This window comes from Frankia sp. CgJB1 (assembly GCF_977947065.1).
The window spans coordinates 20,546-41,206 of the sequence record NZ_CDWTNB010000006.1 but is presented as its reverse complement, the minus strand read 5'-3'; the positions used below and the strand labels follow the sequence as shown (position 1 = coordinate 41,206).

Below are 20,661 nucleotides of genomic sequence, written 5' to 3'. Positions count from 1 at the left end.
TGCAGTATGTACCGATCCGCCCCGCATCCGTGTGGTACATATCCGGAGAAGATCCGACGGAGGGGGCACATGGACGTCGCATCGATCAATGCGCGGCTCGGTCAGGCAGCCTCAGCCGACTCCCGCGAGTTGGACCGGGTCTGCGAGGACGTCGCCGCCGAGCTGATCGACGCGAACATCGAACCCCCCTTCCGGGTCCCGTCGGCGGACTTCGTCACCGACCCCTACCAGCCACGCGCTCGAACTCCTCGACACGGCCTGGAGCGCCGTCCCCCGGTCCCGTGCCGTCGTCGACGTCTGCCTCAACGCCCTGGGAGCCGCCCCACCGTTCCCCGGCCAGGGCGAACAGCTACGCCAGCGCGCCACCGACGCCGTCGCGGAGTTCCCCGACGATCATCTTTTCCGGTTCCGCCTCGCGTGCGGTCAACGCAGGTGCGGCGACTACACCGAGGCGCTGGCCACCATCGACACCGCGCTGCGCCTGCTACCCGCGATCGGCACCCGGATCAGCCACCAACTCCTCCAGGAGCAGTACCTACGCGAACGCGACATCATCCAGAAAGGGCTGGAGCTCGCGGAATGGACCACCAGCCAGCAAACCCGCTGGCGCGACCAGGACACCGCCAACCGCGACCTCCGCCGGACCCTCCAGACCTCCGCCATCCGCGCCGTCGAACTCGTCACCGTCTTCACCGCCGCCATCGCCTTCGCCGTCGGCTCACTCCAGATCACCCTCACCGGGACCCTTACCTTCCGCGACCGGGCCCTCCTGCTCACCATCCTCGGCGCGGGACTCCTGCTCTTCGCGTCCCTCATCATCGCCGGCACCTGGATCATCACCGGCCGACACCAGCCCGACCCTGGCGCCCCACCGGACAGAACCAGCAGGCCCTGAGCCCCACGCGCGCCGTCGCGCCCCTCTCCACCTCCCCAGGTCCCGGAACTGGCTCCCAGGTCCCGGAACTGGCGAAGCACCTCGACGCCCGGGCCGAGGGGCCCGCTCCCGATGATCGGCTTGACCACGGGCCAGATCGACAGTCGACCGTGCTTCCAGGTCCGAAGCCAAGCCATCCGGGCTCGGCCCTGCCGGGCATGACGCGGCGACGCGGCGACGCGGTCAGGTACGGGCAGTCGGGTCCTGATAGCATTGGATATCGCCTGCAGGTTCAGCCCTTGGAGGTGCGGTCGATGTCCGACGTGCTCATTCGTGACGTACCCGATGACGTGCTGGCCGCCGTCGAGGCTCATGCCGCCAGGCTCGGCCTGTCTCGCAACGAGTACCTTCGCCGGCAACTCGCCCAGGACGCGGCGCGCTCGATAGCCCCGGTGACCCTGGACGACTTGCGCTGGTTCAGCGCCGCGTTTCGTGATCTCAGCGACCCCGAGGTCATGCGGCAGGCCTGGACGTGACCACCACGGCCGAGACGCAGCGTTGGCTTGTCGACAAGTCCGCCCTCGTCCGGCTGAGCGAGAGTCCCGATGCCGACCTGTGGCTGTCCCGTATCCAGCGAGGTCTGGTCCGTATCACGACGGTCACGATTCTGGAGGTCGGCTTTTCCGCGAGATCCGTCAACGATCTTCGTGTCAGGTTACGCCGGCCGCCGGCCTCGGCGATGCCCGTCGAGAACGTGACGCCTCGGATCGAGTCCAGGGCAGTGGAGGTTCAAGGGCTGCTCGCCGGCCTCGGGCACCATCGCGCGCCGTCCGTCCCCGATCTGATCATTGCTGCGACGGCCGAGCTGGCCGGGCTTGTGGTGCTGCATGTCGACAAGGACTTCGAGTTGATCGCCGTGGTCACCGGGCAGCCCACCGAGCGACTCCGCCTGTCGTAGCGGCCAGGAGGAGCCCGCCCACCCACGGGTAGCCGCCGCCGAACTTCGGCATCACTTCGGCACAGCCGACCGGAGTTCACCGGCGCGAGCCGGACGGCCCCAGGGGGACATCGAGGCTGAAACGCCTGGTAGGCAAGCGCTTCAGGCTGCTGATCGAAGTGTGCCCCCAACGGGAACTAACACAGAATAGTGCAGGTGTCAAGGGCCATTGAGAACGGCCCGGTGACGCCGTGCCGGCCGTATCCCCACGGCATCGGAACGGATGCGCGTGCGAACGGGGCTCCCGGCCGGCAGTGAGGTCGATTACCGACATCCCGGAGTCCTTCCACTGCCGCATCCCACGAGGTGCCACCGCGTGGCACCGCGTGGCACCGCTCGGATATCATACGTGTATGAGTGCACAGCCTGAGATCACCCAGCGTGACCTGCGCAGCAGGTCCAAGGAGATCATGGACGCGGTCCAGAGCGGCCAGGCGTTCACGGTCACTCGTGACGGACACCAGATCGGCGAACTGGTCCCCTTGCGGCGCCGCAGGCGGTTTGTGTCCCGCAGCGAGTTCGCGGCGATGTCCCGCAGCGCCCCCGGCATCTCCCTGGACGCCTTCCGCGCCGACCAGGACGCCACGGCAGAGCAGGAAGCGGACGACCCGTATGGCCGGTGACCACGCGCAGGGGCTGCTCGACACGAACATCATGATCCTGCGCAGATGGGTGGATCCCGAGGAGCTGCCCGCCGAAATGGCGATCACCGCCGTCACGCTGGCGGAGCTGTCCGCGGGCCCGCACGAGGTGCGCCGGCACGAGGAGCAGAACGAGTACGACGAGCACGCCGAACGGGCCCGGCGGCTGGATGTGCTGCAGCGCGCGGAGAACGAGTTCGACGCGATCCCGTTCGACGCGGAAGCCGCCCGTATCTATGGCCGGGTCTGCGCTGCCGTGATCAGCGCCTGCCGCAAGCCCCGACGGCGCGTGGCCGACCTGATGATCGCCGCTATCGCGATCGCCGAGGACCTACCGCTGTACACCACCAACCCCGACGACTTCACAGGGCTGGACGATCTCCTCACCGTCGTCCCCGTCACCCGCTCCAAGACCCCCGGCGACCGGTAAGCGCTCAGGACTGTCGTCGGGTGGGCCCGGACAGGCCACATCCGGGTGGATCTCACCGGCCGGCTGGCCGTTGCCCCTTCGGCGGTGGGCGCTGGTAGTCGCTGGGCAGTTTGATGTGAAGGGTGACGCGGTCACTGTCCGAATGGAGACGCACGGTGAGCTGGGTGATCTCGAACAGTCGCCACTGAAGTTCCTCCGGGGCCTGGCCCAGATGACACACTTGCATCCGGCCGCTGGCTCAACGGGGATCATTGCCGAGGTCTCCCCCGTGCAACCAAGGCGGCGAGGGCCTTGCACCGCGGTACATCAGGAATGAATGTCACATAATCTGACATTACGGACGGCATGATTGATAACTTGAAGAAGCAGTCGATCAATTTGCTGTCATCGCTGCCGCTCGGAGGCACCTCGGCTGGTTGCACAAAATAACCTATTAACTACTATCCGTGCCCCCAACGGGATTCGAACCCGTGCTACCGCCTTGAAAGGGCGACGTCCTGGGCCGCTAGACGATGGGGGCGCGGCGACGACCCTCAGCGAGGCTGCGCATCCGCCCAGCCGCGACGTCGATCGTCTGAAACACCGCAAGCATAGGGGATGGCCCGGTCGGACGACAAACCCTTCCCGGGCCATCCCGACCGCTCGGCATCCCCGTGGGAACGCTCCCCTGGCCGGCCAGCCGACCACCCGGCTGCCCGACGACTGCCCGGCCACCCGGCTGCCGCGTCACCGACCCTTCTCCAGGCGTGAACGGCCCGGCGGCGCCTCCTGCCCCGCGGGGCGGCCGGCCGCGGGCGCGATGGCGCGGCGCGGGTCGACCCATCGGTAGCGGGAACGGAAGAAGGCTCGGACCGGCCGCCCCCCGATCGCGATCGAGTGCTCGATCCGCGCCGGCCCGGCGGGATCGCCGCGATCATGGACCTCGGCGAGATCGAAACTCAGCGTGACCTCGTCGGCCCGGTCCCCGGGAGTGTTCGGATCATAGACACGGAGCGTGATCGACGTTCCGGCCTGGACATAGGCGTAAGCGAGCACCTGATGGTTCAGGCCGAGCAGCCGCGGATCGGAGGACCGCACCGTGATGATCCCGATCGGGGACAGCAACCCCTTCGTCCAGATCGAGCCGGATCCGTGGCCACTCGTCCGCCAGGCTCGTCCGCGCGGCCCCCGGCCGGACCCGGATCCCCCGGTTGGCGTCGGCGTCGGCACCCTGCATGAGCCGGTAGTAGCGGGCCACCCCCGCGGGATGTTGAAGCTCTCCAGCAGGCGGCGGACGAGGTACGCGTACAGCGGGGACCCGACGGCCGGCGCCACGACGTCAGGCGGCGGCCCGATTCCGGCCTCGAACAGATCACGCACAGCGTAGATCATCCCGCCGCACAGGCCCCGGCTGGCGTCGCCGAGGCCCAGCCGCCGAGTCGACCATGGCGCCGAAACGGCCAGCAACGGTTGCGGAGCGAAGCTGTTCGTGAACCGGAAGGCGCTGGTACTGGGCCGGAAACCGGGCACAGCCGACTTCCGCCCCCAGCCCTGGTCATCGGCGCCGCCCGACGTCACGGTGCCGGGCGGGTTACGGCGCCAGGCGGCGGTCCGACGATGATCAACCTCCGGGCAGCTCGGATCTCTGTCCAGCGATCTCTGTCCAGCCTCTCGGCTGTCCAGCGCCTCGGCTGTCCGTCCAGTGCCTCGGCCCAGCGCGACGAGACCGGCGGACAGCCGTAACAGCCGTCCGCCGGTTCCCCAGCAGGTCCACCCAGCGCCCTCCCGGTGCGGAGGTGGTCCTTGACGCGGGACGTCGGCGGGACAGGACCCCGACGCATGGGCTCACCCACATGCCGGACGACCCGACGCCTGGATCTATCTACCCCTCCATCAGCGGCCCGATGGTGATACTGCAGCCTCCGGCTGTCGTCCGATACGGGACGATCAACCGCTCTCGAGACCTTCGGCCCTATTCCGCGGGACTCACGACCGACACCCTCGCACTGTCAGCCGTGCGGCCCGCACCCGAGGAGAGGAGGGGGCTCGTGCAACGCGCCAGGTTGGCGCGAACCTAGATGTCACTTCCGATGCTCGGAACTCCCTTCAGCAGGGCACGCACCTCCGCCTCTCGGTACCGGCGGTGACCGCCCAGGGTCCGAATCGACGTCAGCTTTCCGGCCTTCGCCCACCGGGTCACGGTCTTCGGGTCCACCCGAAACATCGTGGCAACCTCGGCGGGCGTCAGCAGCGGCTCAGCGTCTGGCGTTCGTGTCGTCATTGCGTTGGCCTCCCGTCACAGAGCGTCGCTCCGTCCCATACAGATCGTGCATCCTTCGGGGGCATTTCGGACATGGCACGTCAGGACCATCTACTGACTAGTCACAGCTCGTCCGAAGCGGGCGGCAACTCTCAGTTAACAGAATGCGCTGATCAGCTCGCGGATTCCCGTGCCTGCAGGGGCCTCCACCTCATCAGGACTCGTTCGTAGGCTTCGACCGCTAGGTCTGTTCGCCCACGGCGTAACGCACTGACAGCCTCGACGATGTCCTCTACAGAGTTGTCGCGCCGAAGCATGTCATCGTCCAGCAGGTCAACTAGCCCGTCGTAGTCCAGTTCGACCCTGCTCTGTGGATGGAAGGACCCCAGCCAACGGGCCAGCTCGCCGACGCCCTCGACTCCCGGGGCGTCCGGAGAGCTCGCCCGCAGCGCCTCCACCGCCTCCACCGCCCGGCCCGCCCGCCGTCTGGCGAGGCTCATCGTGGTGCGGTAGATCATGGACCGCTCGGCGGTGTCCCCCGTGACCAGGGACCGTTCGGCCGGGTCGAAGAGCAGGAACCACGGCGGTGGCACCATCCAGGTACAGGTCTGCACGTGGACCTTGAGCGCGGGGCGGCGGGCCTTCCACCGGTCCAGCTCGACCTCGGCCGGCTCGATGATCCGCCGTGGCAGGAACGCCTCCGCGACGCGGTCGGGCATCAGGCCGCGGAACTCGAGCGCCGCCTGCCACACCCGCAGCTGGGTCGACCACGGACAGACGAACATCAGACCGTCGATCCACTGGACGAAGGCCGACTCGTCGGCGACGTCAAGGGTGGGACGGACGGTCGCGACCAGCGCCAGGACCCGCTCCCGGCGGGAACCGGCCCGGCGCGACGGCGGCCCCGCGGCGGCGTAACGCTGCCAGCGGCCACGTTCGGCCGCGGGAAAGGCAGCGAGCGGTTCGTACACCCGCAGATACGCCGCGGGGGAGACGACGGGCACCTCAGGACCCACGTACCGCGCGCGATCCGACCGACGACACCCACGCGGATGCCCTGGATCCTGGCATGCCTCGATCCTGGCACGTCCGCACACAAGCCGTCCGGCCTACCGGCGCCGTAGGGTTCGCCAGGACACGATCTGCGGGCCCTGGGCGCGGCGCGGGTGGTTCGGCCCGCGGCGCGGGATCAGGGCGGTGGGGGCCGCGTGCCCCACGGAGGCCCCAGGAGGCCCCGAGGAGAGAGGTGCGCCATGTCGTCCCTGTTCAGCGCCATTTGTGACCATGAGCAGGTGCTGTTGTGCTCGGACCGTCCCTCGGGTCTTCACGCGATCATCGCCGTCTACTCGACGGCGCTGGGGCCGTCGCTGGGCGGTACCCGCTTCCACCCCTACGCCGACGAGGAGGTCGCGTTGGCGGACGCCCTCGCCCTGTCCCGGGCGATGGCCTACAAGGCCGCCTGCGCCGGGCTGGACCTCGGCGGCGGCAAGGCCGTCATCATCGGTGATCCGGCCGTCGCGAAGTCGGAGCCGCTGCTGCGCGCCTTCGGCCGCCATGTCGCCTTACTGGGCGGCCGGTACATCACCGCTTGCGACGTCGGTACCTACGTGGCGGACATGGACATCATCGCCCGGGAAACCCGGTGGGTGACCGGACGGTCACCGGTGCACGGCGGTTCGGGCGACTCCGGCGTGCTGACCGCCTACGGAGTCTTCGAGGGCATGCGCGCCGCCGCCCGGCACCGGTGGGGAACACCGAGCCTGGCGGGGCGCCGCGTCGCGGTCTCGGGAGTCGGCAAGGTCGGGCGGCGGCTCGTCGGGCATCTCCTCGACAGCGGCGCCTCGGTGGTCGCGGGCGACGTGGACCCGGTGGCCCTGGCCCGGCTGCGGGTGGAGTTCCCGGCGGCCGAGACCGTGCCGGACCCGGACGACCTGCTCGACCTCGACGTCGACGTGTATGCCCCCTGCGCGCTGGGCGGAGCGCTGAGCGTGGAGACCGTCCGCCGGCTGCGAGCCGGCGTTGTCTGCGGCGGCGCCAACAACCAGCTCGCGCAGCCCGAGGCCGGGCGGCAGCTCGCCGACGCCGGAGTCCTGTACGCCCCCGACTTCGTGGTCAACGCCGGCGGCCTGATCCAGGTCGCGGACGAGATCGAGGGCTACTCGCCGGAGCGGGCCCGGGCCAGGGCCGCGCAGATCTTCGACACCACCTCGGAGGTGTTCCGCCTCGCCGAAGCCGAGGGGGTGACCCCGACCGAGGCCGCGGAGCGGCTCGCCGAACGCCGCATGACCGACGTGGGACGCCTGCGGGGGATCCTGCTGCCCTGATGCCGACCGGGGTGGGGCGAGGCACACCCCCGCCACCAGGAACGATCACCCGCCCGGCGGAGGCCTGAACGTCAACGGGGACAGGTGACGATGATCACATCTAGGCCCCGTCAAACGGGCCGCCGACGGCGGGGACGAGCAGATATCCCCGATCGAACCCACCGGACAAGCGGGTTCATACACCGTTTCCGATCGCGGGCACCTTGTCCGGGGACAGGCAACTGTCGGGTTGGCGTGCCGAGAAGCCTCCGGTCCCTGTAGTCTCGGGAAGCACGAGACAGTGAGAGCACCGGGGCGGGTCCCCGTCGTCATGTTCGAGGGGGTCGAGCCATGGGGCGCGGCCGAGCTAAGGCCAAGCAGACGAAAGTCGCCCGCGAGCTCAAGTACAACTCGCCCACTATGGATCTCGACCGATTGAAGGCGGATCTGGGCGCGGGCTCGACGCGCGAGAACAACAACGACGACTCGTACGTAGATGACGACTACGGATACGACGCCTACGCAGACGACGAGGACGATCGACGTTCCTCCCGCTGACAGCGTCGCTTCGGTAGTCGCTCATCGCGGCAGGCTCACCGCGGTGGTCGTCGCCGATGGTGGTCGTCCGGGCTCAGGCCCGGGCTCCCACCGCCATAACGTGCTGCCGTGATCCTGGCTGCGCTGCATGCTTCTTCGCCAGTTCACTCCTGATCAGCCCAGGCTGCCCGGACAGGTTGCCCAACCTGCCCGGGGGGTTGCCCTGCCTAGGGGGGTGTGCCCTGCCCGGGCGTGCTGCCCCCGGAGGGGCCGCCTCAGCGTGGATGCCGGCCGACGAGCCGAGCCCTGGCCGCACGGGCTGGCTCCGGAGCGCCCGCCGCGCCGACCTCCCCTACCACCCAGGCCGGCACGTCCCGCGCGGCGAGCCGCGCGAGAGCGTCGGCGACCGCGGTGGCCGGCAGGACCGCCACCATGCCGACTCCCTGGTTGAAGGTGGCTTCCATGTCCGCCTGGGTCACCCCGCCGCGCTCGGCGAGCAGACTGAAGATCGGGGGCACTGACCACGACGCCCGGTCCACCGTGGCCAGCAGGCCCGGCGGGATGACCCGGGCGAGGTTCGCCGCGAGACCGCCGCCGGTGATGTGGGCGAAGGCGTGCACCTCGACAGCCGCGGCCAGCGCCAGGCAGTCCCGGGCATAGATGCGGGTCGGAACCAGCAGGGACGCGCCCAGCGTGCCCCCCAGGGACGGGACGTATGACTCCAGATCCTCCCGCGCGGTCTCGGGAATCCCACCTGGCTGGCCAGAATCGACGGGACCGAACAAGATATGCCGTACGAGCGAGAAACCGTTGGAGTGGATGCCGGATGATGCCATCGCGACCACCACGTCCCCGGGCCGGACTCGCTCCGGCCCGAGCACGTCGTCGGCCTCCACGACCCCGACCCCCGTCGCGGCCAGGTCGTAGTCGTCGCTACCCATGAGCCCGGGGTGCTCGGCGGTCTCCCCGCCGACCAGCGCCGCCCCCGCCTGCTCGCAGCCGGTTGCGATGCCGGAGACGATCTCGGCCACGCGCGCGGGGACCAGGGAGCCGCACGCGATGTAGTCGAGCAGGAACAGCGGCTCCGCGCCGCACACCACGAGGTCGTCGACGACCATGGCGACCAGATCAATACCCACGGTGCCGTGCGTGTCCAGGGCCCGGGCAACGGCAATCTTGGTACCCACACCATCGGTCGACGAGGCGAGCAGCGGCCGGCGGTACCGCGCCGTGTCCAGCGCGAACAGGCCGGCGAATCCGCCGAGCGAACCGACGACCTCGGGCCGGGTGGCGCGCGCGACGTGACCACGCATCAGCTCGACGGCACGCTCGCCCGCAGCCACGTCGACCCCGGCCGCCCGATACGAGTTCAATCCACCGCTCATGCGGGCCTCACCCCGGCCGGCTGGGGCTCGGGCTCGGCGTCGTGGTTGGCCGGGGAGGGATCAGCACCGTTCATGCCCAGCGTCACGCCGTGCCGCAGCGCCTCGGCGATCATGTCCTCGGTGGTCTCCGCGCCGCCCGTCGCCTCCAGCCGATGCTTGCCCAGCTTGTCAGAATCGTTCAGCGGAACCGGGTACACGCCGTCGAAGCAGGCCCGGCAGAGCGTGCCGGCCGGTTGGCGGGAGGCCTCGATGAGGCCCTCCAACGAGACGTAGGCCAGCGAGTCGGCCCCGAGAGAGGTTCTGATCTCCTCGATGCCCGCCTCACTGGCGATCAGCTCGGCGCGGGTCGCGAAGTCGATGCCGTAGAAGCAGGGCCACCGTACCGGCGGCGAGGAGATCCGGATGTGGACCTCGGCCGCGCCGGCCTCCCGCAGCATGCGCACCAGCGCGCGCTGCGTGTTGCCGCGGACGATCGAGTCGTCCACCACGACGAGGCGACGCCCCTCGATCACGTCCCGCAGGGGGTTCAGCTTGAGCCGGATCCCGCGCTGCCGGATCGTCTGCGAGGGCTGGATGAAGGTGCGCCCGACATAGGAGTTCTTGACCAGGCCCTCGCCGAACGGGATGCCCGACTCCTCCGCGTAGCCGACCGCGGCGGGTACCCCGGACTGCGGCACGGGGATGACCAGGTCGGCCTCCACCGGCGCCTCGCGGGCCAACTGCCGGCCGACGTCGACCCGGGTGGCGTGCACGGAGCGTCCGGCGATCGACGTGTCCGGGCGGGCGAGATAGACGTACTCGAACAGGCAGCCGTGCGGATCGGGCCGGGCGAACGTGCGAGAACGCATCCCCTCGGCGTCGATAACGACCAGCTCACCGGGAACGATCTCCCGCACGAGAGTGGCGCCGACGATGTCGAGGGCAGCCGTCTCGCTGGCGACGATCCACGCGCCGTCGGGATGGCCGTCGAGCCGGCCGAGCACGAGCGGGTGGATCCCGTGCGCGTCCCGGGCGGCATACAGCGTCGAGGCGTCCGAGAAGACCAGCGAGAAGGCCCCGGTCAGGCGGGGCAGCACGTCCATCGCCGCGTCGACGAGGGTCGGGCCGGGATGGTCGGCGAGCATGGCGGTGATGAGGTCCGAGTCGGTGGTCGCCCGTAGACGGTCCCGCTCCGCGCCGAGCGTCCGCGCGAGCTCGACGATGTTGGTGAGGTTGCCGTTGTGCCCGAGCGCGATGGGGCCGCCGAAGCGGGCGGTGCGGTACGACGGCTGGGCATTCTCCCAGGTAGAAGAGCCCGTCGTCGAGTACCGGGTGTGGCCGACCGCCACATGGCCGCTCAGGCTGGACAGGGTGACCTCGTCGAAGACCTGAGCGACGAGCCCCAGTTCCTTGAAGACCACCACGGTCCGGCCGTCCCCGACCGCGATGCCGGCGGCCTCCTGACCGCGGTGCTGCAGCGCGTACAGGCCGTAGTAGGCCAGGTTCGCCACGTCCTCGCCGGGCGCCCACACCCCGAACACACCACAGGCGTCACGCGGCCCCGGCTCGTCGGAGAGGTCGGATTCCCATCCGGGGATGGCGCCGAAGCGGGGTGCGACGTCTGGCACCAGGACTCCTCGACAGGTCAGGGATACCGAAGAATGCGGACGATCTCGCGCGGGACCATGCGGGACTATAGAGGTGCCGGGCTCGTCCGCCGACGTGCCGAGACGCGCCGACCACTCCGACCACCGCCTCGCCCCGGCAGCTACCTCCCACCACGCTAGCAGTGAGGACGCGCATCGGCCGTTGTGCGCGCATGCCCCGGACGGACCAGATCGTCCCTGGTAGATCATCCGGCCCAGCCAACCCGCACCTACAGGAGGGGCAGGTAGGAACTGAGGTCGGCGCGCTCGCCGCTGGCCGCGACCCGGCCGTCGGCCACCGCCTCGGCCCACGGCAGGCGGCCCGCGCACAGCAGGACGAAGGCGACAGGTTCGGCCTCGACGACGTTCGGCGGTGTGCCCCGGGTATGGCGTGGACCCTCGACGATCTGCACGGCCGTGAACGGCGGCACCCGCAGTTCCACCGAGCGTCCGGGTGCCCGCTCGGCGAACATCTCCGCGAACACCTTCGTCGCCGCCTTGAGCGCCCCCCGGGCCGGCGTGACGCCTAGCTCGAGGCCGTGCACCACCGCCTCGACCGCTCGGGTGCGCAGGAACTCCGCCAGTCGCATCGGGCCGCCCGGCGTCGGGACCACCGCTTCCTGAGTCGCCGCGGCCATGGCGGCCACCGCGGCCGACACCTCGCCGGCCAGCCGGCCTCTGATCTCGGCCGGCCCACGGTTTGCCGCCAGCGAGCGGGCGGTGTCCGCGACGGCCTCCGCCCGGGTTCCGGCGCCCGTCAGGTAGCCGCTCGCGGTGACGAGATCCCTCGCCGTGACGAGATCCGTCGTGCGCCGGGATGCCGGGACCGCGGGGGCCAGGGCCTCGGTGAGCGCGGTCGCGGAGCGGGAGACGTGCAGGACGAGGTCGCCGACCATCCAGCCGGGCAGCGGACTCGGCGCCCCGAGAGTCCCGTCGGGCAGGACACTCACCGCATCGACGATCTGCTGCCACTGGTCCGCCAACGTCGCGGCCAGCTCGGTACCGGTCGCCAGGGGATCCTGGCGGCGTCCGCGGGGTGGCATCCCTCCATCCTGCCCGGCACCGCGTCCTGGCCGGGTATCCCATCCTGCCAGGTACCACCAGGTACCACCAGGTACCACCAGGTACCACCAGGTACAAACCGGTACGCGGTCGTATCCGGCCGTCCGTGCGCGCCGGTGTGCCGGACCCGACTCCCCGCCCTGCCGGGCGGGAAGACGAGTATGGACGGGTGCCAGTGACGATCCCGCGCGCTCCCGCCGACGAGTACGGAACCGCCGCGATCCGGCAGCGGGTTCTTGACGCCTGGGCCGCCTCCCCGGCCCGCTTCCGGGAAGACGCCAATGCCGAGGAGGACGCGGCTCTCGGTGCCTACCGCGACCGCCTCGTCGTCGAACTTGTGCAGAACGCGGTCGACGCCGCGCGTGAGGCCGGCGTCCCGGCCCGGGTGTACCTGCGGCTGCGCACCTCCGCTTCGGAGTCGGATGCACCGGACGTTCTAGCTGCCCCGGATGCTCCTGATGTTTCGAAGACCGGCGCCGGTCCCGGCGGCCTGTTAGAGATCGCCAACACGGGGGCACCGCTGAGCCCGGCGGGGGTGGAGGCGCTGTCGACCCTGCGTGCCTCGGCGAAACGGGACACCACGTCGGTAGGGCGGTTCGGCGCCGGATTCGCCGCGGTACTCGCGGTGAGCGACGATCCCTCGATCGTCTCCCGGTCCTGCCCGGGCGCGGGGGCGTCCGGAGTCACCTGGTCGAAGAGCAGGGTGATCGAGGCCGTGACGGCCGCGGGGGTGGGCGGCGGCGCCGGCACCACGGCGCCGGCGCCGGGCCTGCCCGAAGAACTGGCCCGGCGCGACGGGGCGGTACCCATCCTCCGGCTACCGTTCGATCTTCCCGCGCCGCCTGCACCGCCGGACGGGTACGACACCGTGGTCCGCCTCCCGCTGCGGGACGTCGCGGCGGCCACGGCGGCCCGGGATCTGCTGGCCGGGCTCGATCCGACCCTGCCGCTCGTCCTCGGCGGTCCCAGCGAGATCGTGGTCGACGTCAACGGGACCGTTCGAACGATCACCTGTCGATGGATCCGCGGGGGCGGCTCATCCCAGCCCGCGTCGAGCGCGACGTCGACGCGTGTGGAGATCGCCGAGCTCGACGGCGATCTCGACGGCGAGCGCTGGCGCGGCATCGCCCGTAGCGGCATGATCCCGGCCAGCCTGCTGGCCGACCGCCCGGTAGAGGAGCGCGGCCGGAACCGCTTCACCGCCCGGGTCATGGTCCGCGACGGCGGATGGCCCGAGGGCGTCGCCCGGGTCGTGCGGGCACCTCAGCCGACGGACGAACCGATCTCGCTGCCGATCCTGGCGAGCGTCGAGCTGCCACTGGATCCCTCGCGTCGACACACGGTATCGGGTCCGTTACAGGACTGGCTCACCGATCAGCTGAGCGCAGCCACCGTGGCGCTGGCCGAATACCTGGGCGCCGGCAGGGATCCAGATGCCGGCAGAGATCCAGACGAGACGCCTGGCGACCCGCTGGCCGCGCTGGCCCTCGTGCCGACGGGGCTGCCGGTGGGCGAGATCGACGGCAGGCTACGGGACGCGCTGACCCGACTTCTCCCGGACGCGGCGCTACTGCCCGGCGGTCTGCGTGGCCGGGACTGTTCCGTCTGCGATCTCGGCCCCGCGACCGATGCGGTCACCGAGCTGCTGCGCTCCTCCTGGACCGGGGCCGACCTGGCCGAGGCCTGGACCGGGACCGACCCGGCCGAGATCGCCGGCACGGACGGGGCGGGTCCGGATGGTGACGACACCGTCGCGGCGAAGGTCGCGGCGAAGGTCGCTGGGAAGGTTCCCGGCCTGCTCCCGGCGGCCTATGCTGCCCGCCGGTGGCGTACCGCACTCTCCACCCTGGGCGTTCGACGGGTGGACAGCGCCGCCCTGGTCGAGCTGCTCTCCGGGGTGTCCCGCCCGCCACACTGGTGGGGACGTCTCTATCCGCTCCTGGTCGGGGCGCCGGACCGGGACGCGCTCGGCGCGCTTCCAGTACCGGTCGCGGAGGTTCCCGCGCCCTGGGAGGGCACCGAGCCGAGCGGCGCAGCCGGGTCCAGCGCCTTGCGGACGCGGATGGTCACCGGTCCGCGTGGGACCCTGCTGCCCACCGCCGACCTCGACATCGTCGCGCTGGCCCGATCGGGGCTGCCGCTGCGGGTCGTACATCCCGACGCCTGCGCCCAGGACGCGGCGCGGGATGCCCTGCGCACCCTCGGCGCGCTTGAGGGCACTCCGGCGGGTGTCCTACGGGATGCGGCGGTACGCGAGGCGGTCCTGGACGCCGATCCGGAGGACGATCCCGATGATCTCATTGCCCTGGCGAACGCGGTGCTGGCGCTGGCCCGGGACGCGAGCGAGGAGTCCACGGCCGACCTGAGCTGGCTCGACGAGCTGCTGCTGCCGGACGGCGACGGTGGCTTCACCCCGGCCGGCGAGCTGCTGATCCAGGGAGGCCCCCTGGATCGGGTGCTCGCCGAGGACGCACCCTTCGGCACCCTGAGCGCCGAGGTCGCGCGGGCCTGGCCCGCCGAGGTGCTGGCGAAGGTCGGTGTGCTGCATACCTTCGGGGTGTTGCACGCCCACGACCTGCCGTTGGATCCCGACGAGCAGATCCTGCTCGACCTCGACGACAGCGATACCTGGGTTGACGACGTCACGGCGGACGACCACGGTGCGCCGGGCGGCTCGGCGAACCTGCGTCGTCCGCCTCCCGGCGGGCCACCGGCACCCGCCATGATCGGGGTGTTCGCGGCGGTACGCGACCTCGAACTCGTCGACCGGGCCGCCTGGCCCGAGGCGCTCGCCGAGCTCGCCCGATCACCGTTGCGGGACGTCGTGTTCGCCCCCGAGCCGTCCTATACGCGCTGGTGGCTGGCGCGACACGCGGTGCTGCCCGTCGGTGGCGACGGCCGGGCGCCCCACTCCGCGGAACACCCGGCGGAGCGCTCCGCGGAACACCTGGCGCACCGGGACGGCAGGGTTCTGCCTCCGGGCGAGCTCGTCCTACCCGACGCGGACCCCCTGCTCACCGGGCTGTTCGCGCCGGCGGCACCGCTCCCGGGGGTCGACGACGAGTTCCTGCGCCACCTCGGCTGCCGGCTGACGCTGGAGGACGTCCTCGGCGACCTGGGCGCGGTGATGGACCTGCTCGACCGGCTGGGCGACGCCGACCGGGACGTACCGTGGCCCGCGGCTCGCACGCTGTACATCGCCGCGGTCGACGCGGTGGCCCGGGTCCTGACGGCGCCGGACGGTTCCGCCCACGACGGGCGGTTCGACCCGCCGCTGACCGTCCGCACCCCGGACGGCGTCCGGGCCTGCGCCGACGTCGTGGTGGTGGACGCACCGGACATGCTGGGGCTGCTCGGCGCGGACCGCTTCGGGCTGCGTCTCCCGCTGGACCGGGCGGCCGAGGTGGCCCACGTCCTCGGCGTGCGCCTCGCCGCCGAGGCGGGCACCTGCGAGATCGTCTCGGCGGGCCCCGGCGAGGCCCGGCAGGCACCGGACGGCACACCGTACCGGGTTCACGACCCGCTGCTGGTCGAGGATCTCGCCGGCCGGCCGACCCGGGTGCCCTGGCGGGTACTCGGCGGGATCGGCGGCGAGATCCACGTGGATGCCGAGGCCGGCTCGGACGCGCTCGCGCGGGCCCTGGCCTGGCGCGGCGGGCAGTGGGACCGGCGGCATGCGCTGGCCGCGGCGCTGCGCGACCCTGACGGTACCGCCTTCCGAGCCGCGGAGGACGACCTCGACGAGACCTGAGCCGCGCCGGTGGGTTCCGGTCGCTGGACTATCGATCCGTGTGGTCGGGGGTTCCCCGCGCCCGCAGCCGGTTGCGGCGGCGGATCACGATCCACAGGCCGGCGAGCCCGAGGACGAAGCCGCAGATCGCCGTCGCGAACCACCAGAGCCGGCCGTCGTCCCGCAGGTCGTCGAGGAAGAACGCCAGGACCAGCGCGGCAATGGCCCACAGCACGGTTCCCACCGCGACGGAGGCGACCCCGTCGTAGGGCAACGGTTCGGGCGTGGGCGGGCGGGTTGTCGCGGCGGCGGGCTCGCCGTCCCCCGGGACGGGCGGGACCTCGGGGGCGTGCGCACCACCCGTGGAATCGCTGCTTGCTGACACGCTCATCCCGGTCGACGCTACCCTCTTGGCTCGCGGGCCAAGGTGCTGGTCAGGAGTCGTCCACCGGTTCGACGAGCCACTCGTCGAACCGGCGTCTCGTCACGTCGCTCAGCAGGGCGATGTCGGAGCGGAACCCGTCCCGCAGCCGGGCCCCGATCGCCGGATCCAGCCGGGGGGCCGGGAAAGCCAGCACGGACGGGAGCGCCGGCACGGACGTCCCGGGTAGTCCGGGTCGGCCTCGGCGCTCGACCCCCAGCAAACCGTGGGCTCGTCGGATGACGGCGGCGGGATCCCCGATCAGATCGCGGTGCGCCGTCAGGAGTACCTGCTCGCGGGGGAACAGCGTGAACAGCCGCTGCAGCTGCGTACCGTACCTGCCCAGAGCCAGGTAGCGCCACGGCCAGGGCCAGCCCGCGGCCGTCCGGGCGGCCTCGGCAGCCACGGCACGTCCGAAATCGTCGAGGTCCTCAAGACCGGCCAGCCGCATCCGGACCCAGTTCGCGTAGGCCCGCTCCACCGGATCGCGAAGAACGACGATGAGCTTCGCGTAGGGAAGCAGTTCGTGAATATGCCGCAACGCCGTAAAGTCGGCGAGATAATACGGGGTGCTCTCGCCGCGCACCGCGCCCGCCGGAGCCGCGTCGAACAGCGCCTCGTAGTCGGATCGCCGACGGACAAGTGATCGCTCGCCCGGCCCGGCGCAAGCCACACAGCCCGGAAGGCCGGCACTCCTGCCGGCCTCGTCCCAAGCGGAACAGACGACGCCGGCCCGGCCGGCCGTGGTGACATCGAGCCCGCTTTCCGGCATGCGCCCGGCCAGGAAGTACCCCGGTTGCGGGATCTCGGACATGAAGATGGATCGATGGCGGCCGAGTTCCTCGTGCAAGACCTCCGTACCCGCGTCGGGAGCACCGATCACGAAGAAATCAGGCAGAGCCACGGCATCTCCTGTTCCCGACGTCCCCGGCCGCGGTTCCTGGAACAGGCCCGTGAGTATATTCACGATTTTCCATCGGGAAGATTGACATCCCGGGACCTCCACGGCCTGCGCCATGCACCACAGATCCAACCGAAAGACCAAGAAGTGAGATAAGTCATACTTTTCAATGCTTGGCGACCGCCAAAGCAGTGTGCTTCCGTTGCTCTTGTGTTGAAGCGGCTGATCCTGGTCACCCGGGGCCACATTGATCTGCTCCGCGTTGCCTCGGCCGCCTGTCCGGCGGCCTGACGGGCAGCCGCCTGTCTCCCGCACGGCGCTTCACGAAGCGTCAGCCGATCCGGACGCTTTACTAGGACACACCACCGCCTGTCGACCGACGTTGCCTCGTCTCGCGTGAACCGGCGAGTATCGCCAGGAAAGCCCCACCGGGCAGCGTCATCGCTGGTAGCTGCATATGCCGACCTCCCCCGAACAGCATCGGCCCCGCCCTCCCCCGCCGCCGACGGTGAGAGGCACCGCCACCATCTTCGCGCCACCGCGCCGCGTACCCGGCGGACCCACCGTCCAGAACACCCACCGTCCAGAACGCTGACACGTCGACGGCATCTCGCCGCCCGCCCGATCTTCGGTGACCGAGAGAAACCTGACCGAAAGGCCAGCAATGCCCCCACAGACGACCGTCCTCCCGTACCGGACGCCCCGCACCGCGCCCGCCCGTGCGGCGTCCGTCCCGGCGGCGTCCCTTCCACGACCGTCCCTGCCGAGACCATCCCTGCCCGCGACGGCGCCTGCACACACGCCCGGCGCCGGCCTCCGGACCGGCCAGTGGGAGATCGCGGCGCCGCCCCGGCGCGGGGTGTGGGTCGACCGCACCGCCTGGCTCGCCACCGTTGACGGCCGGGCCCTGCAGCTGACCTACCTGGAGTTCGAGGTACTGGACTTCTTCGTCCGCCATCCCGGGCAGGCGTACAGTCGGGAGGCACTGCTCTGCTCGGTCTGGGGCCATCAGGTCGACGACGAGTCGGCTCCCGATATCCGCACGGTGGATGTCCTGGTGACGCGGCTGCGACGCAAGCTCGGCCCGGAGCACCGGGATCGCATCGAGACCATCCGCCGCGTGGGCTATCGCTACCGCCCGGCGGATCCCTCGACCGACGGTTGACCGCCGACGAGGTCCCAGACCGTCTCCGCCCGGTAGGTGGGGGATGATCCGGACTCGCCGCCGCCCGAGCTGCTCATCAGGATGAGACGCTCGACGCTCCAGGGCAGCGGTGGGACATCGGCACGCAACAGCTCGACGAGCGGTTGCAGTGCCCGCCCGCGCCCGTTCGGCACCCGGGCGAACGTCAGATGTGCGCGCAGCGGACGGGTGTCCCGGCCGGCCGCCCCGGCACGCTCGGCGGCCCGCCGGACCCCCACTGCCAGCGCCGTCAGGCGTGGGCTGGCTCGCGAGCCTGCCACGTCACCGGCGGCTGCGGCTGCGGCAATGCAGTCGACGGATGCGTCCGCGGTCACCGGCGGTGGCTGCCGCACCGCGGTCCACAGCACCCGGTCGCCGAACGGTCCGCCACCGACCGTCTCGACGGCGAACGGGCCGTGCCAGCGTGCCACCCGCGCCAGTCTCGCGTCGAGCTCGGCGCGCCGGTCGTCCGGCACTGGCCCGAGGAAGGCGAACGTGACGTGCCACTGGTCCGGCGTGGGCCAGCGCAGATCCGCCGCCGCGGCGCGCGTCCTGTGCACGGCCGCGAGCAGCGCCTCGGCGACCTCGGGGGGTGGGACGGCCGCCACGAACAGTCTGGTCGCCAGCTCAACCTCCCTGGAACGACAACCTCCCTGGAATGACAGGCTCCCTCTCCCTGGGACGACAGTCTCCCTGGGACGAGACGAACAGTGCGACACGGACCTGCTCCGGGCTCGGATGGCGAGCGCTCGGCCTCCGGTAGATTCTCGGCGACAATCGGGCTGACCGGCGACCCTCGCCACCAGACGGGGAGCACTATCAATGCTGTGACGACGCTCCCCGATCTGGTGCCGCCGCGCGATCCCGCCCTTTCTCAGGCATGGCGGGAGCTGCGGCGCGTCGTGCGCCGGCGGCAGCCGGACCTGCCCCTCGCGATGGCCCTGGTCACCGATGGCTCGGACAGCACCACCGCCGAGGTGCTGCGCGACGCCGGGGTCGACGTCGTCGGTCTCCTCGCCCCGGAACCGCTGGAGTCCCTGGCCTGGGCCGCCGAGGCAGGTGTCCGACGGGCGTACGCAGATCTGCTCACCCTGCTCTCGGACGACATCGAGGCGGTCTGCGTGGAGATGCCGCCGCCCGCGTCCGACATCGTCGCCCGGCAAGCGGCCGAGATCGGCCTGCACGTGCTCCTGGCCGGGCCGGCGATCGTCGAGGCCGAGGCCCTGCGCGCGGTCGCCGACCTCGCCGAGGAGGGCGATCTCGCCCACGTGGTCGCGCTCGACGGGCGGGCCTGGCCTGCCGCCACCCACGTCGCGGCGACCGTTCCCTCCCTGGGCCGGCTCACCCAGATGACCGTGGTGGGCGCGCCGGACGGGCCCGCCGGGCGGGTCGAGATCATCGATCTGGCGACGCGCTGGTGCGGCGAGATCCTCGCGGTCTGCGCCGATCCGGCCGCGATGCCCGCCCCGGCGCTCACCCCGGACGCACCGGTGACGCTGGCCCTGCTGGCGGCGAGCGGCGCGACGGTTCTGATCAACGAGCAGATGGGCGGGGACCTCGGCACCGCCACCCTCACGGTGTGCGGCGACTCCGGACGCATCGTCGTCCAGGGCCGTCTGGTCCGCCGCCAGGACGGCAGCGGCATCCGGGATCTGATGATGCCGACCGTGCCGACCTCCCGGCCGGGGCTGGTGGAGGCCACCTACGACGTGGTGCGCGCCACCGAACTCGACGACGCCCGGCTGGTCCGCGGCGCCACCTTCCACGACCTGCTCACTGCGAACCATCTGATGGCCGCCGCGCAGACCTCCCATCAGCGGGGCGGTTGGGTGGAGCTCTGAATGGCGCTTGGAACGATGCTCGGATCGGCGGGCGGCCTACGAGCCGGCAAGCGCGTCCAGGATCGGTGCGGCGCGGTTCAGCGCGGCGATCTCCTCGAGTGAGAGCTCGGCCAGCCGATCGGTCAGCCATTCGTCCCGGCGCCGACGGTCGTCCTCGAGCAGGGCTCGACCCGCCTCGGTCACCTCAGCGATCACTTGACGGCCGTCGGTGGGGTGCGGCCGGCGCTCGACGAGCCCGGTGACGGCCAGATGCGCGATCACCCGGGTCATCGACGGCGGCTGGACGCGCTCGTGGACGGCGATCTCCCCAAGCGTCATAGGGCCATGCCGTTCCAGTGTAGCAAGCGCGGAAGTCTGCGTGGGGGTGAACCGGCTCGACCGCTCCTGGCGCATGCGCCGAGAAAGCCGCATCACCGACAGGCGCAGCGCGGACGCGAGTTCGGCCTCACGTGCCGTCTCGGTCTCCATCTCACGACGGTACTCGTTAGCGAC

The 20,661-nt window shown here is 71.1% G+C and carries 19 protein-coding genes, 1 tRNA gene and 1 pseudogene; 10 read left to right on the top strand and 11 right to left on the bottom strand.

Translation table 11 applies throughout. The features are described from left to right. Window positions 1–1,188: 1,188 nt before the first annotated feature. The 4 genes from vapB (at window position 1,189) to AC08OT_RS01670 (ending at window position 2,942) form a co-directional block, all read left to right on the top strand. A complete protein-coding gene (vapB, locus tag AC08OT_RS01685; RefSeq protein ID WP_462186980.1) occupies window positions 1,189–1,410 on the top strand; it encodes a type II toxin-antitoxin system VapB family antitoxin in 222 nt (73 codons plus the stop codon). Continuing rightward, a complete protein-coding gene (locus AC08OT_RS01680; RefSeq protein ID WP_476592459.1) occupies window positions 1,407–1,832 on the top strand; it encodes a PIN domain-containing protein in 426 nt (141 codons plus the stop codon). Before vapB ends, AC08OT_RS01680 begins: the two co-directional genes overlap by 4 nt. Before the next feature lie 392 nt (window positions 1,833–2,224). Further along, window positions 2,225–2,494 (top strand): type II toxin-antitoxin system Phd/YefM family antitoxin, encoded by a 270-nt coding sequence (locus AC08OT_RS01675; protein ID WP_476592458.1) that lies wholly within the window; start codon window positions 2,225–2,227, stop codon window positions 2,492–2,494. Then, the gene (locus AC08OT_RS01670) at window positions 2,484–2,942 is read left to right on the top strand and encodes a PIN domain-containing protein (RefSeq protein WP_476592457.1); all 459 of its coding nucleotides are present in this window, start codon (window positions 2,484–2,486) and stop codon (window positions 2,940–2,942) included. Before AC08OT_RS01675 ends, AC08OT_RS01670 begins: the two co-directional genes overlap by 11 nt. A gap of 447 nt (window positions 2,943–3,389) precedes the next feature. On the opposite strand, the gene AC08OT_RS01665 is transcribed toward AC08OT_RS01670, so the two are convergent. The 4 genes and pseudogenes from AC08OT_RS01665 to AC08OT_RS01650 all read right to left on the bottom strand — a co-directional run bounded on the left by AC08OT_RS01665 (window position 3,390) and on the right by AC08OT_RS01650 (window position 6,185). After that, window positions 3,390–3,462: transfer RNA gene (locus AC08OT_RS01665), tRNA-Glu, on the bottom strand. A 206-nt stretch (window positions 3,463–3,668) separates the two neighbouring features. Next, window positions 3,669–4,451 (bottom strand): annotated as a pseudogene (locus tag AC08OT_RS01660) (hypothetical protein). Window positions 4,452–4,995: 544 nt separating this feature from the next. Then, the gene (bldC, locus tag AC08OT_RS01655; RefSeq protein ID WP_006540950.1) at window positions 4,996–5,202 is read right to left on the bottom strand and encodes a developmental transcriptional regulator BldC; all 207 of its coding nucleotides are present in this window, start codon (window positions 5,200–5,202) and stop codon (window positions 4,996–4,998) included. A gap of 152 nt (window positions 5,203–5,354) precedes the next feature. Further along, complete coding sequence (locus tag AC08OT_RS01650; protein WP_462186996.1) at window positions 5,355–6,185, bottom strand: DUF8083 family protein; 831 nt, start codon at window positions 6,183–6,185, stop codon at window positions 5,355–5,357. Window positions 6,186–6,434: 249 nt separating this feature from the next. On the opposite strand from AC08OT_RS01650, the gene AC08OT_RS01645 reads away from it, so the two are divergent. Beyond that, the gene (locus AC08OT_RS01645; RefSeq protein ID WP_476592456.1) at window positions 6,435–7,505 is read left to right on the top strand and encodes a Glu/Leu/Phe/Val family dehydrogenase; all 1,071 of its coding nucleotides are present in this window, start codon (window positions 6,435–6,437) and stop codon (window positions 7,503–7,505) included. A 330-nt stretch (window positions 7,506–7,835) separates the two neighbouring features. Further along, complete coding sequence (locus tag AC08OT_RS01640; RefSeq protein ID WP_011434572.1) at window positions 7,836–8,042, top strand: DUF3073 domain-containing protein; 207 nt, start codon at window positions 7,836–7,838, stop codon at window positions 8,040–8,042. A gap of 254 nt (window positions 8,043–8,296) precedes the next feature. Here the strand turns inward: AC08OT_RS01640 and purM are convergent, their stop codons facing one another. From purM to AC08OT_RS01625, 3 genes are all read right to left on the bottom strand, one after another. After that, window positions 8,297–9,406, bottom strand: a complete 1,110-nt coding sequence (gene purM / locus AC08OT_RS01635; RefSeq protein ID WP_476602477.1) for a phosphoribosylformylglycinamidine cyclo-ligase — start codon at window positions 9,404–9,406, stop codon at window positions 8,297–8,299. Continuing rightward, window positions 9,403–11,013 (bottom strand): amidophosphoribosyltransferase, encoded by a 1,611-nt coding sequence (gene purF, locus AC08OT_RS01630; RefSeq protein WP_476592454.1) that lies wholly within the window; start codon window positions 11,011–11,013, stop codon window positions 9,403–9,405. The genes purM and purF overlap by 4 nt, the downstream gene beginning before the upstream one ends. Window positions 11,014–11,261: 248 nt before the next feature. Beyond that, window positions 11,262–12,074, bottom strand: a complete 813-nt coding sequence (locus AC08OT_RS01625) for a sterol carrier family protein (RefSeq protein ID WP_476592453.1) — start codon at window positions 12,072–12,074, stop codon at window positions 11,262–11,264. 188 nt (window positions 12,075–12,262) lie between these two features. On the opposite strand from AC08OT_RS01625, the gene AC08OT_RS01620 reads away from it, so the two are divergent. Continuing rightward, a complete protein-coding gene (locus AC08OT_RS01620) occupies window positions 12,263–15,844 on the top strand; it encodes a sacsin N-terminal ATP-binding-like domain-containing protein (RefSeq protein ID WP_476592452.1) in 3,582 nt (1,193 codons plus the stop codon). Between the two features lie 28 nt (window positions 15,845–15,872). On the opposite strand, the gene AC08OT_RS01615 is transcribed toward AC08OT_RS01620, so the two are convergent. Beyond that, complete coding sequence (locus AC08OT_RS01615; protein ID WP_476595442.1) at window positions 15,873–16,214, bottom strand: DUF2530 domain-containing protein; 342 nt, start codon at window positions 16,212–16,214, stop codon at window positions 15,873–15,875. 43 nt (window positions 16,215–16,257) lie between these two features. Next, entirely contained in the window at window positions 16,258–17,148 is an 891-nt protein-coding gene (locus tag AC08OT_RS01610; RefSeq protein ID WP_476595441.1) for a sulfotransferase, read from the bottom strand. Window positions 17,149–17,355: 207 nt separating this feature from the next. On the opposite strand from AC08OT_RS01610, the gene AC08OT_RS01605 reads away from it, so the two are divergent. After that, a complete protein-coding gene (locus tag AC08OT_RS01605) occupies window positions 17,356–17,436 on the top strand; it encodes a putative leader peptide (RefSeq protein WP_347272474.1) in 81 nt (26 codons plus the stop codon). A 373-nt stretch (window positions 17,437–17,809) separates the two neighbouring features. Then, a complete protein-coding gene (locus tag AC08OT_RS01600; protein ID WP_476592308.1) occupies window positions 17,810–18,310 on the top strand; it encodes a winged helix-turn-helix domain-containing protein in 501 nt (166 codons plus the stop codon). On the opposite strand, the gene AC08OT_RS01595 is transcribed toward AC08OT_RS01600, so the two are convergent. Further along, window positions 18,277–18,936: a 2'-5' RNA ligase family protein gene (locus AC08OT_RS01595; protein ID WP_476592307.1), complete on the bottom strand. Its 660-nt coding sequence runs from the start codon at window positions 18,934–18,936 to the stop codon at window positions 18,277–18,279. The genes AC08OT_RS01600 and AC08OT_RS01595 overlap by 34 nt on opposite strands. Window positions 18,937–19,155: 219 nt before the next feature. Here AC08OT_RS01595 and AC08OT_RS01590 point away from each other — a divergent pair, with 219 nt between their 5' ends. Then, window positions 19,156–20,169, top strand: coding sequence for a Gfo/Idh/MocA family oxidoreductase (locus AC08OT_RS01590; RefSeq protein ID WP_476592306.1), 1,014 nt, complete (start codon window positions 19,156–19,158; stop codon window positions 20,167–20,169). A 36-nt stretch (window positions 20,170–20,205) separates the two neighbouring features. Here AC08OT_RS01590 and AC08OT_RS01585 read toward each other — a convergent pair whose 3' ends face one another. Next, window positions 20,206–20,637, bottom strand: coding sequence for a MarR family transcriptional regulator (locus tag AC08OT_RS01585; protein ID WP_476592305.1), 432 nt, complete (start codon window positions 20,635–20,637; stop codon window positions 20,206–20,208). Window positions 20,638–20,661 lie beyond the last annotated feature (24 nt).

What these genes read in the sequence shown, in the direction of transcription:
- AC08OT_RS01675 (WP_476592458.1), top strand. Translation starts at nt 2,225, where the DNA reads ATGAGTGCACAGCCTGAGATCACCCAGCGTGACCTGCGCAGCAGGTCC.
- bldC (WP_006540950.1), bottom strand. Translation starts at nt 5,202, where the DNA reads ATGACGACACGAACGCCAGACGCTGAGCCGCTGCTGACGCCCGCCGAG.
- vapB (WP_462186980.1), top strand. Translation starts at nt 1,189, where the DNA reads ATGTCCGACGTGCTCATTCGTGACGTACCCGATGACGTGCTGGCCGCC.
- AC08OT_RS01625 (WP_476592453.1), bottom strand. Translation starts at nt 12,074, where the DNA reads ATGCCACCCCGCGGACGCCGCCAGGATCCCCTGGCGACCGGTACCGAG.
- AC08OT_RS01640 (WP_011434572.1), top strand. Translation starts at nt 7,836, where the DNA reads ATGGGGCGCGGCCGAGCTAAGGCCAAGCAGACGAAAGTCGCCCGCGAG.
- AC08OT_RS01600 (WP_476592308.1), top strand. Translation starts at nt 17,810, where the DNA reads ATGCCCCCACAGACGACCGTCCTCCCGTACCGGACGCCCCGCACCGCG.
- AC08OT_RS01645 (WP_476592456.1), top strand. Translation starts at nt 6,435, where the DNA reads ATGTCGTCCCTGTTCAGCGCCATTTGTGACCATGAGCAGGTGCTGTTG.
- AC08OT_RS01615 (WP_476595442.1), bottom strand. Translation starts at nt 16,214, where the DNA reads ATGAGCGTGTCAGCAAGCAGCGATTCCACGGGTGGTGCGCACGCCCCC.
- AC08OT_RS01670 (WP_476592457.1), top strand. Translation starts at nt 2,484, where the DNA reads ATGGCCGGTGACCACGCGCAGGGGCTGCTCGACACGAACATCATGATC.
- AC08OT_RS01585 (WP_476592305.1), bottom strand. Translation starts at nt 20,637, where the DNA reads ATGGAGACCGAGACGGCACGTGAGGCCGAACTCGCGTCCGCGCTGCGC.
- purM (WP_476602477.1), bottom strand. Translation starts at nt 9,406, where the DNA reads ATGAGCGGTGGATTGAACTCGTATCGGGCGGCCGGGGTCGACGTGGCT.